16 protein-coding genes, 2 tRNA genes and 1 pseudogene are annotated in these 16,372 nt (G+C 39.3%); 6 read left to right on the forward strand and 13 right to left on the reverse strand.

What is annotated here, in order from left to right; genetic code table 11:
- The 4 genes from ABID23_RS06930 to rpsL form a co-directional block, all read right to left on the reverse strand.
- A partial coding sequence (locus ABID23_RS06930) for a GTP-binding protein (RefSeq protein ID WP_002972655.1) occupies positions 1-95 on the reverse strand: 95 nt, incomplete at its 3' end.
- Positions 96-155: 60 nt separating this feature from the next.
- On the reverse strand, positions 156-2,240 hold the full coding sequence (gene fusA / locus ABID23_RS06935; RefSeq protein ID WP_354190631.1) for an elongation factor G: 2,085 nt from the start codon (positions 2,238-2,240) through the stop codon (positions 156-158).
- A gap of 27 nt (positions 2,241-2,267) precedes the next feature.
- On the reverse strand, positions 2,268-2,738 hold the full coding sequence (gene rpsG / locus ABID23_RS06940) for a 30S ribosomal protein S7 (RefSeq protein ID WP_354190633.1): 471 nt from the start codon (positions 2,736-2,738) through the stop codon (positions 2,268-2,270).
- Positions 2,739-2,756: 18 nt separating this feature from the next.
- Positions 2,757-3,128: a 30S ribosomal protein S12 gene (gene rpsL, locus ABID23_RS06945; protein ID WP_354190635.1), complete on the reverse strand. Its 372-nt coding sequence runs from the start codon at positions 3,126-3,128 to the stop codon at positions 2,757-2,759.
- Positions 3,129-3,618: 490 nt separating this feature from the next.
- On the opposite strand from rpsL, the gene xth reads away from it, so the two are divergent.
- The 5 genes from xth (at position 3,619) to ABID23_RS06970 (ending at position 7,796) form a co-directional block, all read left to right on the forward strand.
- Entirely contained in the window at positions 3,619-4,401 is a 783-nt protein-coding gene (gene xth / locus ABID23_RS06950) for an exodeoxyribonuclease III (protein WP_354190637.1), read from the forward strand.
- A 119-nt stretch (positions 4,402-4,520) separates the two neighbouring features.
- A complete protein-coding gene (locus tag ABID23_RS06955; protein WP_354190653.1) occupies positions 4,521-5,420 on the forward strand; it encodes a transporter substrate-binding domain-containing protein in 900 nt (299 codons plus the stop codon).
- Between the two features lie 146 nt (positions 5,421-5,566).
- On the forward strand, positions 5,567-6,319 hold the full coding sequence (locus ABID23_RS06960) for an amino acid ABC transporter permease (protein ID WP_354190639.1): 753 nt from the start codon (positions 5,567-5,569) through the stop codon (positions 6,317-6,319).
- 2 nt (positions 6,320-6,321) lie between these two features.
- Positions 6,322-7,038, forward strand: coding sequence for an amino acid ABC transporter permease (locus ABID23_RS06965; RefSeq protein ID WP_354190641.1), 717 nt, complete (start codon positions 6,322-6,324; stop codon positions 7,036-7,038).
- 11 nt (positions 7,039-7,049) lie between these two features.
- Positions 7,050-7,796: an amino acid ABC transporter ATP-binding protein gene (locus ABID23_RS06970; RefSeq protein WP_354190643.1), complete on the forward strand. Its 747-nt coding sequence runs from the start codon at positions 7,050-7,052 to the stop codon at positions 7,794-7,796.
- Between the two features lie 78 nt (positions 7,797-7,874).
- Here the strand turns inward: ABID23_RS06970 and ABID23_RS06975 are convergent.
- From ABID23_RS06975 to ABID23_RS07000, 6 genes and pseudogenes are all read right to left on the reverse strand, one after another.
- Positions 7,875-8,674 (reverse strand): annotated as a pseudogene (locus ABID23_RS06975) (tetratricopeptide repeat protein).
- Between the two features lie 355 nt (positions 8,675-9,029).
- Complete coding sequence (locus ABID23_RS06980) at positions 9,030-11,753, reverse strand: valine--tRNA ligase (RefSeq protein WP_354190645.1); 2,724 nt, start codon at positions 11,751-11,753, stop codon at positions 9,030-9,032.
- Positions 11,754-11,901: 148 nt separating this feature from the next.
- Positions 11,902-12,468: a DUF2497 domain-containing protein gene (locus tag ABID23_RS06985; RefSeq protein ID WP_354190647.1), complete on the reverse strand. Its 567-nt coding sequence runs from the start codon at positions 12,466-12,468 to the stop codon at positions 11,902-11,904.
- A gap of 236 nt (positions 12,469-12,704) precedes the next feature.
- Positions 12,705-14,021 (reverse strand): TolC family outer membrane protein, encoded by a 1,317-nt coding sequence (locus ABID23_RS06990; protein WP_354190655.1) that lies wholly within the window; start codon positions 14,019-14,021, stop codon positions 12,705-12,707.
- 23 nt (positions 14,022-14,044) lie between these two features.
- Positions 14,045-14,719 (reverse strand): protein-L-isoaspartate O-methyltransferase family protein, encoded by a 675-nt coding sequence (locus ABID23_RS06995; protein WP_354190649.1) that lies wholly within the window; start codon positions 14,717-14,719, stop codon positions 14,045-14,047.
- Between the two features lie 206 nt (positions 14,720-14,925).
- A tRNA-Cys gene (locus tag ABID23_RS07000) sits at positions 14,926-14,999 on the reverse strand.
- Positions 15,000-15,182: 183 nt separating this feature from the next.
- On the opposite strand from ABID23_RS07000, the gene ABID23_RS07005 reads away from it, so the two are divergent.
- Positions 15,183-15,257 (forward strand) — tRNA-Asn (locus tag ABID23_RS07005).
- A gap of 115 nt (positions 15,258-15,372) precedes the next feature.
- Here ABID23_RS07005 and ABID23_RS08225 read toward each other — a convergent pair.
- The 3 genes from ABID23_RS08225 to ABID23_RS07015 all read right to left on the reverse strand — a co-directional run.
- Positions 15,373-15,657: a DNA adenine methylase gene (locus ABID23_RS08225; RefSeq protein WP_494337408.1), complete on the reverse strand. Its 285-nt coding sequence runs from the start codon at positions 15,655-15,657 to the stop codon at positions 15,373-15,375.
- Complete coding sequence (locus ABID23_RS07010) at positions 15,623-16,144, reverse strand: DNA adenine methylase (RefSeq protein WP_494337407.1); 522 nt, start codon at positions 16,142-16,144, stop codon at positions 15,623-15,625. Before ABID23_RS07010 ends, ABID23_RS08225 begins: the two co-directional genes overlap by 35 nt.
- Positions 16,145-16,171: 27 nt before the next feature.
- On the reverse strand, positions 16,172-16,372 hold a 201-nt coding region (locus ABID23_RS07015; protein WP_354190651.1), incomplete at its 5' end, for a hypothetical protein.

Consider the following 16,372-nt stretch of genomic DNA (forward strand, 5'->3'; position numbering starts at 1 on the left):
ATCGCTGCTGTTAGTGATGTCTTCCCATGATCAACGTGACCAATCGTACCAATATTAACATGCGGCTTCGTACGTTCAAATTTGCTCTTTGCCATTTGAGCTCTCCATTTTCCATCCAAATCAAGGACTAAGTTAAAAATTAATGACTTAAAAAATCACGCGTATTTCTTCTGAATCTCCAAAGCAACGGCCGAAGGAACAGGCTCGTAATGATCAAACTGCATTGTATATTGCGCACGCCCCTGACTCATAGAGCGAAGAGTGTTCACATAACCAAACATATTTGCCAAAGGAACCATTGCATTGACAACTGTCGCAATGCCACGTGCTTCAGTTCCTGAAATTTGACCACGACGAGAGTTGAGATCACCAATAACATCACCAACATAATCTTCTGGTGTTACAACCTCCACTTTCATAATTGGCTCAAGAAGCTGCGCACCCGCTTTCTTCGCCCCATCGCGAAATGCCGCACGAGCAGCAATCTCAAAAGCCAAAACAGAAGAGTCAACGTCATGGTAACCACCGTCAATCAAAGTAGCCTTTACACCAAGCATAGGAAATCCCGCAAGAGGACCAGACCCCATAACGCTCTCAATTCCCTTTTGAACACCAGGAATATATTCTTTAGGAACAGCACCACCAACAATTTTCGACTCAAAGATAAAGTCATCCCCATCATGAGGCTCGAAAATAATTTTTACACGAGCAAATTGCCCAGCACCACCAGACTGTTTCTTATGTGTATAATCAATTTCCGCTACTTTAGTAATCGACTCACGATATGCAACCTGAGGCTGACCAATATTCGCTTCAACTTTAAACTCACGCCGCATACGGTCAACAATAATATCAAGGTGAAGCTCACCCATTCCAGCTATAATAGTCTGCCCCGATTCCTCATCAGACTTCACACGAAATGAAGGATCCTCAGCAGCCAAGCGATTAAGCGCAATACCCATTTTCTCCTGATCTGCTTTTGTTTTTGGCTCAATCGCAATCTCAATCACAGGATCTGGAAAATCCATCCGTTCTAAAATAATCGGCTTCAGAGGATCACAGAGAGTATCTCCTGTTGTCGTTTCCTTCAGCCCTGCAAGAGCAACAATATCACCAGCAAAGGCCTCCTCAATATCCTCACGAGAATTAGAATGCATTTGAAGCATACGCCCTAAACGCTCTCTTTTTCTTTTCACAGTATTTTCAAGAGAAACACCTTTTTGCACCTTACCAGAATAAATACGACAAAATGTTAAAGACCCCACAAACGGATCATTCATAATCTTAAAAGCAAGCATAGAAAGTGGAGCATCATCTGAGGATTCACGCGTCGCCTCATTTTCAGTTTTTACATCAATACCATTAATTGGCGGCACATCAACTGGAGAAGGAAGATAAGAAACAACAGCATCCAAAAGCGGCTGCACCCCTTTATTTTTAAAAGCTGTACCACAAAGGACTGGATGAAACTGGACATCTATAGTCCCTTTACGAATAAGGGCAACAAGCTGCTCATTCGTCGGCATAACACCCTCCAGATAGGCCTCCGTAGCCGCTTCATCAACCTCAACAGCCATCTCAATCAATTTTTCGCGATACTCTTCCGCCTTTTCCTTCAAATCAGAGGGAATTTCACCCACTACCGCTGCAGAACCGATAGAACCATCCCACTCCAAGGCCTTCATTTCAACGAGATCAACGACACCCTTAAAGTCATTTTCAGCACCAATTGGCAACTGCACAACAAGCGCCTTAGCCCCCAAACGAGAACCAACCATTTCTACACTACGATAGAAATCAGCACCTATCTTATCCATTTTATTAACAAAAACCATACGCGGCACACGATATTTTTCAGCCTGCCTCCAAACAGTCTCCGTCTGAGGCTCCACACCAGCATTCGCATCTAATAAAGCAATCGCTCCATCAAGGACACGCAATGAACGTTCAACTTCGATAGTAAAATCGACGTGACCTGGCGTATCAATGATATTAAAGCGCCGCTTGCGACCATCACGCCCCTCCCAAAAGGTTGTTGTCGCAGCAGATGTGATCGTAATACCACGCTCCTGCTCCTGCTCCATCCAATCCATCGTAGAAGCACCATCATGAGTTTCACCAATTTTATGGCTCTTACCCGTATAGAACAAAATGCGCTCAGTCATAGTGGTCTTACCAGCATCAATATGTGCCATAATACCGAAATTACGATAGTCTTCAATTTTATATTCGCGAGCCATTGTATTTGCCTTAAATCTTAAACATACCTACCAGCGATAATGAGAAAATGCACGATTTGCCTCAGCCATACGGTGAACATCTTCACGCTTTTTCACTGCAGAACCACGATTATTAGCCGCATCCATCAACTCACCAGAAAGACGATCAATCATCGTTGTCTCATTCCGCCCACGTGCCGCTGAAATCAACCAGCGAATAGCAAGAGCCTGACGACGATCAGGACGAACATCAATTGGAACCTGATAAGTAGCACCACCAACACGGCGCGAACGAACCTCAATATGAGGAGCAACATTCTCTAGCGCTTGATGAAACAGGGCCACAGGATCCGTCTTCACTTTCTTCTCAACAACCTCAAGCGCACCATACACTATGCGCTCAGCGACCGATTTCTTACCACTAAACATAATGGCATTCATAAATTTCGTAATAACCAGATCACCAAATTTAGGATCCGGATTAATCTCACGTTTTTCTGCTCTATGGCGACGGGACATTAGCTTTGTCTCTCAATATTATTTTGGACGCTTTGCGCCATATTTTGAACGACGCTGTTTACGATTCTTGACACCCTGAGTATCAAGCAAACCACGAATAATGTGATAACGAACTCCTGGCAAATCCTTCACACGACCACCCCGAATCATAACAACTGAGTGTTCTTGGAGATTATGCCCTTCCCCAGGAATATAACCAATTACCTCAAATCCATTTGTCAAACGGACCTTAGCAACCTTACGAAGCGCAGAGTTCGGTTTCTTCGGCGTTGTTGTATAAACACGCGTACAAACACCACGCTTTTGCGGGTTCGACTGGAGAGCAGGAACCTTATTACGCTTAACCGACACAACACGCGGCTTGCGAATTAACTGGTTTACGGTAGGCATGCAACCTTCCTCTTTTTCGATCTATACTCGTTTACCCTTTTGGGCTTTTCATTTCCAACCACCCCGAAAACCGGAGCAAATACCTGTTCTACACATAAAACCAGGCCAACTGTTAAAAACAGCTTACCCGACGACACGCAGAGAAGGCAATAGCCTTTTGCACTAGCACTTAAATCTTTAAAACAGAACCTGCTTGAATGAACTTTTGAATAAATATCCAAATCTACTAATCACTCTCACATCAGCTATAGTGTCCTCTCATAGCGAGAACATATACATTCGTCAAGAACTAAACATAAGAAACTTGAAAAAAATAAATAATACTTGAAATTAGGTTTTCACAGAAATTCTTGATAAATGAAATATTCATAGTAAGATCTATCTACAATAAACCAAGGACCACAACATAACGCATTGTGAATAAATTTATAGAAATAACTTAGACAATAATAACAAACTTCATAATTAATATTATTTAAGATTAAAGGCCATGAAAGTAGCAACGTGGAATATCGCTGGGATAAAAGCGCGACACAAAACATTATATCAATGGCTAAAGCAAGAAGAACCCGACATAGTCTGTTTACAAGAAACAAAAACTATTGATGACAACTTTCCCCGTGATTCAATTGAAGAATTAGGTTATCATATAGAGGCACACGGACAAAAAAGTTTTAATGGTGTTGCGATTCTTTCTAAAAAAACACCTGATGAAGTAAACCGCCGCTTACCAGGCAATAATAATGATGAACAAGCGCGCTATATTGAAGCCGTTTATTCAACAAACAAAGGTGTTATCCGTATCGCCTCCATCTATCTTCCAAATGGAAACCCTGTAGAAAGCGAAAAATACTCCTATAAAATGAACTGGATGGAAAGATTTTATGCGCATGCGAAATCATTACTTGCATATGAAGAGCCCCTTATTCTAGCCGGTGACTATAATGTTATCCCTACCTCATTGGATGCAAAGAAGCCCCACGAGTGGAGTCATGATGCTTTATTCCTTCCACAGACAAGACAAGCATTTCAACGCATTGTGCACTTAGGTTTTTACGACGCTATTCGTAATGTTACAGATACCTCCTCCTTTAGCTTCTGGGACTTTCAAGCCAGTGCTTGGCGAAAAAATAACGGAATTCGTATTGATCATCTACTATTATCACCAGAGGCCGTGGACCAACTGATCTGTGCTTACAGCCAAACAGAAGTGAGAGGATACCAAAAAACATCGGATCACACGCCTGTTTGGGCTCACTTTAAGTTTGATTAATAAAGTAAAGCACTCATTTTATTAAGTTAAAAAAATATCCCACCTAGAATAATAAATGTGCTACATCATACATGGTAATATATCTTAAACAATCAATAATGAACAAAACAGAGGGTACAATGAGAAAAGCAATGTTAATATTTATTGCAGCGGCTATTGGGATGGCAAACGCTGCATATGCTGGAAATGATACACTTGAAAAAATTAAAAAAACAGGAGAAATTACCTTAGGAGTTCGTGAATCGTCAGGTTTAGGCTATGCCCTTGGTGATGGAAAATATGTCGGTTTCCATACAGAAATGGCTGAGCATATTGTTAACGATATTTCCCAAAAAATTGGTAAACCAATTAAAATTAAGTACCTTCCTATCACATCACAAAACAGAATTCCTCTCTTGAGAAACAAAACCTATGATTTTGAGTGTGGTTCAACAACAAATGACGTTGCCCGCAGTAAAGAAGCAGCATTTGCTTATACCACTTATGTCGAAGAAGTTCGAATTGCCGTAAAGAAAAACTCTAACATTAAATCCCTTGCTGACTTAAATGGAAAAACAGTTGCAACCACTACTGGTGCAACATCTGTACAACTTCTCCGTAAAAATAAACGCGCAAAAAACCTTCATTTCAACGTTGTAAAAGGGAAAGATCATGGAGATAGCTTCTTATTATTAGAATCAGGCCGTGCTGACGCATTTGTTATGGATGCTTCAATTCTTGCGGGACATATCGCTAAATCAAAAGATCCATCTGATTATATCATTCTTGATACTGTGCTTTCAGTCGAACCCATTGCTTGTATGCTTCGCTTAAATGACAAAAAACTCGAAAAAGCAATCAATGATAGTATCCTACACCAGATTAAAGATGGGTCGCTTGAGAAGCTTTATGATAAATGGTTTATGGAACCAATCCCACCTGCTAATACTGTTATGAACCTTCCCTTATCAAAACAAACGAGATATGCTTGGGAACACCCAAACAATAAACCTCGTGAAAGCTACACTCAAAATAATTGATGAACTTCTAAATAAAAAATAACTACACTCTTTTCAAATAGAGTGTAGTTGTGTTTTCGTTCATTTGTTAATAAACTTAACATATATAAGTACTACTCATTTCTCACTCTATTTTACAGGTGATTCGATTTAGGAAGTATCAACTAATGGACTTTTCTTTCCTTTGTAGAGATGATCTTAACCAAACACTCGTGGCTGGATGTCTTGGAACACCTGGTGTGAGTCATACTTATTTAGACACATTGCTTGATGGCTTTAAAAATACAGTTATATTATCCATTTCCTCACTAATATTGGCTGTATTCTTGGGTGTTATTATAGGGACAATGCGTACTTTACCAAACACGTCCATAATCCGTTGTTTCTTGCGCCTGATTGGAAGCATCTGGGTAGAAGTTATGCGTAACATTCCGCTGCTTGTTCAAGTCTTTCTATGGTATTTTGTTGCGCCTAAGATTTATCCACCAGCAATGAGTTTTTCACCGATTCTATTGGTAACCTGCGCTTTGGGATTTTTTACATCTGCTCGAATCGCAGAACAAGTTCGCTCAGGGATTGAGGCTATTCCTTCTGGACAGCGTTATGCAGCCATGGCAATGGGATTTACGACCTATCAAGTCTATCGTTATATTATATTACCGCGCGCCATACGCACAATTATGCCACCGCTTACATCAGAAGCAATGGGCATTGTAAAGAATTCATCCATAGCCTTCGCTGTTTCAATAAATGAACTGATGCAATTTCAATATCAAGCGATTGAAGAGGTCAGTCATGTTTATGAAAACTATCTCATCGTTACGCTTCTATATATTCTTGTAGCTTTATGCATATTTATCGTTATGACAATAATTGAGCAAATGCTAAAAATTCCTAATTTTCAAACAGAGGAACACTGAATATGATCGATTTCATAACCTCTCAGTTTGGATTTTCTTCTCCTTTCGATTTTTCAGACTTTGATTTTTCATTTTTCACTTTTGATATATTTCGTTCTTATATTTTATCAGGGTTACTCTTTAGCGTTTTTCTAACCTTTTTTGCAACAGCATTTGGACTTATTTTCGGAACGCTATTAGCAATGATGCGGCTTTCTTCTATGAAGCTACTCTCTTGGCTTGCAGTAATTTACATAACGGCTATGCGCTCAATTCCGCTTGTTATGGTTATTTTATGGTTTTTTGTACTTTTACCTTTTCTCACAGGCTCGTCAATTGGTGCAAACAAATCAGCACTCATCACCTTTACCGCATTTGAAACCGCTTATTTTGCAGAAATTATGCGTGCAGGCATAAACTCTGTTTCGCAAGGACAAAAACATGCAGGGCAAGCTCTTGGAATGACGTATTGGCAAAATATGTATATCGTAATTCTTCCACAAGCTTTGAGAGATATGCTTCCTGTTTTTTTAACACAGGTCATTATCCTATTCCAAGATACAACTCTTGTCTATGCAATCAGCGGTAATAGCCTTTTAAACAGTTTTGATATTGTTGCTAATAATTTTGGTGTAAAGCAAGAAGCTTATATCTTAGCAGCCGTCTTCTATTTTGTTATCTGTTTCACATTGTCACAAATAGTTCTATATTTACAGAAAAAAACATCCATTATTCGCTAACAGGAAAAAAAATGTCTACTCATATGATCGAAATAAAAAATGTTTCTAACTGGTATGGCGAAGTTAATGTTCTTAAAAACTGTACAGCCAATATTAATAAAGGAGAAGTTGTTGTGGTTTGTGGACCATCCGGCTCCGGAAAATCAACACTCATTAAAACCATTAACGCTTTAGTGCCTTTTCAAAAAGGTGAAATTTGGATTAACGGAACACCGGTTCATTCCCCAAAAACAAATCTTCCTAAATTACGCAGTCAAGTAGGAATGGTTTTTCAGCACTTCGAACTTTTTCCACATTTATCTGTCACAGAAAATTTGACAATTGCACAAATCAAAGTTCTAAAGCGCAGCAAAAAAGAAGCACTTGACCGTGGTCTATTGTATCTTGAACGTGTTGGACTCATTGAACATAAAGATAAATATCCTGGTCAACTTTCTGGTGGTCAACAACAACGTGTTGCTATCGCGCGCGCCTTAACTATGGATCCACTTGTTATGCTTTTTGATGAACCAACATCGGCTTTAGATCCTGAAATGGTAGGAGAAGTGTTAGATGTCATGGTCAATTTAGCAGAAGAAGGAATGACAATGATTTGCGTAACCCATGAAATGGGATTCGCAGAAAAAGTTTCGGAGCGTGTTGTTTTCATGGATCAAGGAAAAATTCTTGAAGACTGCTTATCTAAAGAGTTCTTTTCGAATCCTCAAGCTAGAACACCACGCACACAAGAATTTTTATCTAAAGTTCTCAACCATTAACTATCACATTACAATTATAAGCTTTTCTTTTGTAGCTGCAACATCAACGAAACATAATTTACGGATGAGAATGTTCCACTAACATATTAAAGAACTGTTATTTTTTAAAATATCATCAACCAGAGACATTGCAGCGCGTTTTTCAAATTCATTACAAACAGAAAAAGCATATTCTTGCATAGGGCGAATCCAATCTCGGTCTTTTACATTAGCTTTTTCATAGGCTATAGTTAACATAACAGCGCCGCGAACAGTTTTTCCTGCCTGAAGAAATATATTTCCAAGCATCGCTTGAGCACGATGATTTCCTTTTCTAGCTGAAAGTTGAAACCATCGTGCTGCCTGTAAAAGGTTTTTCTCTCTTCCCTCTCCCTTTAAAAACATTTTTTCCAACTGATATTGAGCTGTGGGGTTTCTATAATTCACCGCAGCCCGCATATAAAGATAAGCAGCATAAGAAGGATTAGCTTTTACAAATGTACGAGGAATACCTTTTTTGATATAATTTGCAAGTTTTACCAATGCATCAGAAACATAGCTCTCACCCTCTGAGCCAAGGTAAGCACCTTTTTAACGATATGCGCAAAAAATTTATACGCTCTATAATCATCTTCAGGAACACCATCACCATCTGCATAGATATGACCAAACTTCCAACTTGCACCAATATTGCCCATACGCGCTGCGCGCTGTAAATCTGAAATGGCTTGATTTATTTGACCATTTTTATAAGCAAACATACCACGCTTTAAAAAATAAAACGAATCAGCAGCAGATTTCTGTGCACTATTTACGTCTATGACATAAGTAAAGCAAAGAACTCCCCCTCCAATTATAACAATCGCAGCTTTTTTCCATAACCTAAGTCTATTTATCATCCACCCCCTCTTATCTTATTGTTTATTATATTCAAAAAACCACAATAAAAAACATTTAAGATATAATATATTATAATGCATAATGTATATTATATATAATTTTACTTCAATTATATTTATTAGAATAATAATGATATATAATAAGTACTCAACAAGAACAGTAAATAACTTAAATAAAAAAGTATAATGCAGACCAACTTATAGTTTTATAAACGTAAAAAGGACAGCAGTTCTTAAACTCTATCTAGAGTATCTGTAAACAAAGTACTAAAAAGTTGAATTAAAAAATCTTTCTTAAAAAAAACTCTCAATGAGAAATGACAATAGCCTGAACTCATACAAGAAAAAATTGTAATTATGTCAATCTCTCTAAAGCAACAGATATTTTTTTCTGCGCAGCACGTAATTCTACAATCCTATTACGCTCAAGCTCAACAATTTCAGGTTTTGCATTTTCTATAAATTTAGGATTGTTTAATTTAACTGATAGTTTTTCAATATCCTGCTCCATTTTATTCATGTTTTTCATTAAACGAGCACGCTCAGCTTCCAAATCAATTAACTGCCCCAATGGTAAACAAAAGATCTCCTCTCCTAAAATCATCTGCGCCGATACCTTTGGAGCTTTTTCAGAGAAATCAATCGTCTCAATACGCGCTAATTTTTTAAGAAGCGCACCATAACGTTGCACACGCTCTCGTGTTATTTTTCCCCCTTCTACAATAACAAGAGGTGCAAACGTACCGGCCGGAATATTCATTTCAAAACGCACAGACCGAATTCCACTGACGACATCAATAAGCCAGTTAATATCAGAAGCGGCCTCTTCATCCACAAATGCTCCTTCTGGCCATGATACTAACGCCAGCATATCCTCACGCTTCATTTCCTGCGTTTCTGTAAGAGACCATAATTCTTCTGTCATATGAGGCATAAAAGGATGAAGAAGCTTATAAACCTCATCTAAAACAAAAGCAGTACATGCCTGTGCTTCATTTCTAGCTTCCTCATTCGAACTTTGAAACACTGGTTTTAAAAGCTCCAGATACCAGTCACACAATGTATGCCAAATAAAATGATAAAGTGCACGAGCAGCTTCATTAAATTTATAATTTTCAATGCCAGAAGTTACGATCGAAGCAGTTTTAGATAACTCTGTTAAAATCCAACGATTAAGCGCAAGCTTTGCTTTTTCCGGCTTAAAATCCGGATCATGCTTAACACCATTCATCTGTGAAAATCGAGTAGCATTCCATAATTTTGTAGCAAAATTACGATAACCTGCAATACGGGAAGGATCAAGTTTTACATCACGCCCCTGTGCAGCCATAATTGCCAAAGTAAAACGAAGTGCATCTGCGCTATACTGATCAATGAGCTCCAATGGATCAATAACATTCCCCTTGGACTTAGACATCTTTGCTCCCTTTTGATCTCGAACGAGAGCGTGTACATAAACCGTTGGAAAAGGCACCTCACCCATAAAGTGAAGTCCCATCATCACCATGCGAGCAACCCAAAAAAAGATAATATCAAACCCTGTAACGGATAAAGATGTTGGATAAAAGGTCACTAATTCAGTTGTTTTATTTGGCCACCCCAATGTTGAAAAAGGCCAAAGAGCAGATGAAAACCATGTATCCAGAACATCTTGATCACGCGTTAATTCAACCACCTCACCATAATGAGAAAAAGCCGCAGCTAAAGCTTCTTCTTCAGTTTTTTCAACAAAAACGGCACCATCAGGACCGCACCAAGCTGGTATCTGATGTCCCCACCATAATTGACGCGAAATACACCATGGTTGAATATTTTGCATCCAATTGAAATAGGTTTTCTTCCAATTATCGGGGACAAATTGCATCTTTCCTTGCTGAACTGCTTCTATTGCTGGCTTCGCTAATTCTGCAGCATGAACATACCATTGGTCTGTTAAAAATGGCTCAATAGGTACACCACTGCGATCTCCATGCGGAATAGTGTGAGGATGATCATCAACAGCAGCCAAATATCCTCTCTCTTGCATCAAAGAAACAATCCGGGCGCGCGCAACAAAACGATCAGAGTGATCTAAATCTTCCACCAATATTTTTAAGTCATCAGATAAAGTGAGCCCCTCAAAAAATGCTTCATTCTCACGGAGAAAAATTTCAGCTTTCTTCGTAAAGATATTAATTAAACGTAAATTATTTCGCTGCCCTACCTCAAAATCATTGAAGTCATGTGCTGGTGTAATTTTTACAGCACCACTTCCCTCATCAGGATCTGCATGTGCATCAGCAACAATCAATAACCGACGCCCAACAAGCGGCAAAATAGCATTGTGACCAATAAGATCCTTATAACGATCATCTTCAGGATTTACCGCGATTCCGGTATCCCCAAGCATTGTTTCTGGCCGTGTTGTCGCAACAATTATAAAAGTTGTAGAATCATTGGGATCAAAAACTTTACCTTCCAGTGGATATCTAAAGTGCCACAAACAGCCTTTAACTTCTTTTTGCTCAACCTCAAGATCCGAAATAGCTGTTAACAGTTTAGGATCCCAGTTAACCAAACGCTTATCTTTATATATCAACCCTTGTTTATAAAGCGTCACAAAAACTTCACGAACCGCTTGAGATAACCCCTCATCCATTGTAAATCGCTCACGCGACCAATCACATGAAACCCCAAGACGACGCAGCTGATTTGCAATAACCCCCCCAGTCTCATGACGCCACGCCCAAATACGCTCAATAAATTTTTCTCGCCCCATTTCTTGGCGTGTTGGCTCTTTACGCTCCGCAAGTTGACGTTCAACAATCATTTGTGTAGCGATCCCTGCGTGATCCATACCAGGTTGCCACAACACATTCTTACCACGCATCCGCTGGTATCTAACCATAATGTCTTGAATTGTCGTATTAAGCGCGTGCCCCATATGAAGTGAGCCTGTAACATTGGGAGGCGGTAGCATAACACAAAAAGGCTCCGCATCACTTTTTGAACCTACTCCCGCTTCAAAAGCACCACGAGCCTCCCATCTCTTTGCAACCCGTTGCTCTATAGAAGCAGCATCATAGTTTTTTTCTAACATTCTACCACCCATAACACCGCTGAAAAAACGCAATATATAATCTAAAAGATGATCGTACTATCTACAAAACGCACTCATTCAAGTTACATCTGAAAAGGTCTATACAAAACTTTCATAAAAACGAAAAGTAACAGAAAAAAACAAAGAGCTAGGAAGACTTCTTAATGGCCTTAACGATCTCTTCACGCAGAATATTTTCAAGCAAAATGGGCAGTTTATTTTTTAACCACTCAGCTATAGCCGGACGCAAAACATCCTTCGCAATCTTCTCCGCAGAAGAAACACAATACTCAGATAACTCAACACGACTAGACACTATATTCTCTGCTTGCGAAACATGTACCTCACCACTATATTCCTTTGCTTTATGAACAGAACTCTGTTCCTCAGAAGAGGGCTTCACATTTTTTATATCCACGCCAACTGTACCATTTTCCACCCCTTTACCCTCTTTCCCTTGCATCAAAGAAAAGTCCTGTTTTTCAGAAGAAAGACCAATACGATCAGCCAAAGCCTTCATGGCATCATCAACTGATAAGGTTGCATCATACCCCTCCTCTGCTGTTCCTTCTGAACGATCTGCAGGAACACTTGTTACACTACTATCATTTAAAAAGTGATCAGGCTGAACCGCATTTTCCTCGATTATTTCTCGTATAGATGTCAAAATTTCATCCATACTCGGCTCACGTAATACGCTTGAACTCTGTACCATACCCTAAAACCTTTCAAAGACGCAAAAAACAAACAGAATCACATTCTCAGTGTAAACAAAAGAATTATAAGATCAACACACTCTCTTCTATAATTTTAAACATGGCTGTCCTTAAAAAGGCATGACAGACAATTATAGTAATGCTCAAATAATCTATTTTCTGACATGACCAACGATCGATTTTATCATCTTTTAAAATAAAGACTCTTTGCAGATTAAAAAGGCATTTTTATGTATTATCGTATAGAGTTGACCGTTTTCAAACCCAAATAACTTGCAGTCAATTTACCAACAGAAGACTGAACATTATAGCTCGCAACGATAGCATTTCGTTCTGCCATTGCAAGCGCGATTTGAGCATTAATCAATTGGGTCCGAGAATTCAAAACATCTAATGTTGTCGCCTGCCCCACACGGTTTTCTTGAACACGCCCCTTAAGAGCAATTTCAGCAGCGCGAACACTTTCACGGTAAGCAACAACAGATGCACTGGCTCCCTCTAACTGAAACCAAGCAGAAGTAAGGGCCTGCCTTGTATTACTATAAGCCAAATCAAGCTGAAGACGCGCCTGACCAAGCTGTTCCCTCGACTGGCGAATTTGAGCAGATGTACGCCCTCCTTCAAAGATTGGAACACTCACGGATAATCCTATTGATTTAGAAACGCCATCTTCTCCAACACCGCTATAGATGCGGTTATAAGACGCTTCTGCAGAAAAATCAACCTTAGGAAGCAACGCACCTTCTTTCGCCTTTACATTGTAAAGACTAGCATCAACCAAGTATCTTGCATAGAGAATCGCTGGATGCATAGCAGAACTCATTTGGTAAGCAATATCAAGATTTACGGGTAAATTTCCTGCGACTACCGGACGCTGTAACTTTGCAGGATCAGAACCAATGACCTGTCGATAAGCGGCCTCCGCTGCTTTTACATCAGCATGAGCAAGCCTCAGTTCAGAAACAGCCACGGAACGTGCAGCCTGTGCCTGAGCAAGATCAATACGCCCTCCCTCTCCCACGTCAAGTTTTGCTTTATTCGAACGAACATGTTCTTCAAGAGCGGCTAAATTTTCTCTACGAAGATCTGCAACACGACGTGCTTGATATACATTCGCATATGCTGTCACAACATCTAGGAATGTATTTTGCTCAGCATTACGAAGGTATTCACGCTGCGCCCGCAACTTCACCTGAGCAGAGGAAAAAGTATTTTGTGTAATAAAACCATCGAATAACCTTTGGTTTAACCTTACCCCCACAGACCCAGAAGTGGTATAAGATCCCGAAATAGACCGATTACGTCCATAACTTCCTACCCCTTCAATTTGCGGCAATAAACCTGACCGTGCAATGACTACATCATCACTTGATATACGCACAGCTGCACGTTCACTATTTAATTTGGCATTATGTATATAAGCTTTAGCAAAAGCATCCATCAATGTTTCAGCACGAACTGACCCCGATATAAGAATACCCAAAATCAGCAAAAAAGGTACCTGAAACTTCTTATTTATTCCGAACACAACAACAAACCCCCAATTAGAGATAAAAAATCTTCTATTTACAAATACTAAAATACAAAGTGAGGTATTTTTAAAAAGCCAGGGAGACGCTTTACAGCAAGATTAAAAGCACGACGTACCGCAATAACACCATCTTCTTTTACGTAGATTCGCGCAACACCAGAATTACCACATCCCTCAACCACAACGAGACGCCCACCATCTTTCATTTGATCAAAAATACCTTCCGGAACAAAATCAACAGCTCCCTCGATAAAAATCAAATCATACGGCCCATCAACAGTGCACCCCTGCTCTAAAGGCCCATGAACCACAACCACATTTTTATACCAATCACATTCTAAAGCCTCAGCAGCTTGCTCGGCAAGAACTTTATTATTTTCTAATGCAACCACAGATTTAGCAAGCTTTGAAAGCAATGCTGCACAATAACCACTATTCGCGCCAACGTCTAAAACAACATCAGATGCTTTTACAGAAGCAAGCTGTAACAGTTTTGCTAAAGAAGCAGGTGCCATCAAATAACATGCCGGCACACCCTCTTGCTCTGGATATACCATAATATCAGAATCAAGGTAACTTAAAGCCTTCATATCTTCTGGTACAAACTTTTCACGCGGCACCGTTAAAAATGCTTCAAGAACCGATAAATCCGTTACATCAACTGTACGAATTTGATTGTCAACCATTTTGCGGCGAAGCTCAGCAAAATCTGCAATCATGATGACCATTCTCTCCTATGTATAACAAGGACCACAAAAAAACGACAATAATGAGGACCTCAATTTCTTTACTATGTGTATCACAAAAAAGAGCACTTCTAACGAGCAATCAAATTCGATCTGCACTGTCGGTAAAATACCTTATCATAAAGGAGAACACTTCACTTAAAATATTACCCCTAAAGGCCATCTTGTTTAAAATCGGCTGGAGGCCTCGCCCGGAATCGAACCGGGATACAAGGATTTGCAGTCCTCTGCGTAACCATTCCGCCACAAGGCCCCATTAACAAACACACAACTGTCAATAAGGGAAGGCAACGCGTCCGTCAAGATGTAGACACTTTCTCTATTCTTTTTTCCTCTTTTTCTTCAATTTATAATATTTTTTTAAAAAAAAGTAATTTTATCCTTTGCAAATCAGTATTGCTTTGCTATAGCCCTTGCAGATGCTCATGCGTTGTGTTCCCCGGTAGCTCAGCGGTAGAGCAACCGGCTGTTAACCGGTTGGTCGCTGGTTCGAATCCGGCCCGGGGAGCCATTTATTTTTTTATTAAGAATAACTTATTGGTTTTCCGAGTGTTTTTTGTAGTCAGGGATTCCCAAATAACAGTGGGGGAATAGGATTTTGTAATATGCCTCTTAATTATTGCGAATCAAAAGCTCTTTTCGGGGTATTTTTTTGCCATGCCTGCTACCCAAAGGGTCTCGACGTCTAAAAAATCAAAATCCTTAAAGATCTTTCGAACCGCATCACAATCATTCAGACTCAAAACAAATTTTCCTTGGATACCCTTGGTAACTTTTGCCATACTTAAAAAATCCTCTTCAACAAAATTCCCAGAGCTATAGCACTTCTTCTGTACAAGATAAGTCGGGTCTAAATAAAATAAACTATCAGGCGCATCAAAGATGCTCGATAACCCGCTCTCGCGATAAATTTAAGATGGTCGTATCAAGCAATTTTTGCCTAACACGTCTCATCCTTGATAACAGCTTTTCGGGATTAAACCCTACTGGTCTCTTTCTTCCAAAACTAAAAGAGAGATAATCTTCTTTCCCATACAGAACGCAACGTTGGAGAAACAAAAAGCGAGCGGCTCTTTCAACTTTGGAAAGGCTTTCTGAGTCAATCGTCGCAAGATCAAAAAACAACTGTCTTAAACAAACAAACCACTCCAATCGTTTGGCTAAATCATCAAAATAGTTTTGAACACATTGAAACAGATTTGTGATCTCTCCATTCAAATCATTAATCACCGAATATTTTGCTGGTCTTTTATTTAGAAAAATAACACCAGAGCCTAAAAACGATTCAACATAGGTTTCATGATCAATACTATTTAAAATCGGTATAATTTTCTTACGAAGATAGCGTTTTCCACCCATCCACGCAAACAATGTTTGTATAAATTCTTGTTTTGTCATATTTTTAAAGGAAAGATTTTGTGAATTCTAACTCTTGGTTATCCACTTTTTAAGGTGTGAGAAAACACTTTCTAACGCGTCCATAAGGCGGGCAAAATCAATAACAAACATAAAGACAATAAAGGTAAACCATTTCACTATACGAGACATCATCTTTAAACCTTGGTAGGTTTCTATCATCTCATGAAGAAGCTGCCGTTCTGTGTCACTAAGCTCTTTATCTTGCCT

It is taken from the genome of Bartonella silvatica (assembly GCF_040545155.1).
Lineage (GTDB): Bacteria > Pseudomonadota > Alphaproteobacteria > Rhizobiales > Rhizobiaceae > Bartonella > Bartonella silvatica.

What these genes read in the sequence shown, in the direction of transcription:
- rpsL (WP_354190635.1), bottom strand. Translation starts at nt 3,128, where the DNA reads ATGCCTACCGTAAACCAGTTAATTCGCAAGCCGCGTGTTGTGTCGGTT.
- fusA (WP_354190631.1), bottom strand. Translation starts at nt 2,240, where the DNA reads ATGGCTCGCGAATATAAAATTGAAGACTATCGTAATTTCGGTATTATG.
- ABID23_RS06965 (WP_354190641.1), top strand. Translation starts at nt 6,322, where the DNA reads ATGATCGATTTCATAACCTCTCAGTTTGGATTTTCTTCTCCTTTCGAT.
- xth (WP_354190637.1), top strand. Translation starts at nt 3,619, where the DNA reads ATGAAAGTAGCAACGTGGAATATCGCTGGGATAAAAGCGCGACACAAA.
- ABID23_RS06955 (WP_354190653.1), top strand. Translation starts at nt 4,521, where the DNA reads ATGAGAAAAGCAATGTTAATATTTATTGCAGCGGCTATTGGGATGGCA.
- ABID23_RS06960 (WP_354190639.1), top strand. Translation starts at nt 5,567, where the DNA reads ATGGACTTTTCTTTCCTTTGTAGAGATGATCTTAACCAAACACTCGTG.
- ABID23_RS06980 (WP_354190645.1), bottom strand. Translation starts at nt 11,753, where the DNA reads ATGTTAGAAAAAAACTATGATGCTGCTTCTATAGAGCAACGGGTTGCA.
- ABID23_RS06985 (WP_354190647.1), bottom strand. Translation starts at nt 12,468, where the DNA reads ATGGTACAGAGTTCAAGCGTATTACGTGAGCCGAGTATGGATGAAATT.
- ABID23_RS07010 (WP_494337407.1), bottom strand. Translation starts at nt 16,144, where the DNA reads ATGACAAAACAAGAATTTATACAAACATTGTTTGCGTGGATGGGTGGA.
- ABID23_RS06995 (WP_354190649.1), bottom strand. Translation starts at nt 14,719, where the DNA reads ATGATTGCAGATTTTGCTGAGCTTCGCCGCAAAATGGTTGACAATCAA.
- ABID23_RS06970 (WP_354190643.1), top strand. Translation starts at nt 7,050, where the DNA reads ATGTCTACTCATATGATCGAAATAAAAAATGTTTCTAACTGGTATGGC.
- rpsG (WP_354190633.1), bottom strand. Translation starts at nt 2,738, where the DNA reads ATGTCCCGTCGCCATAGAGCAGAAAAACGTGAGATTAATCCGGATCCT.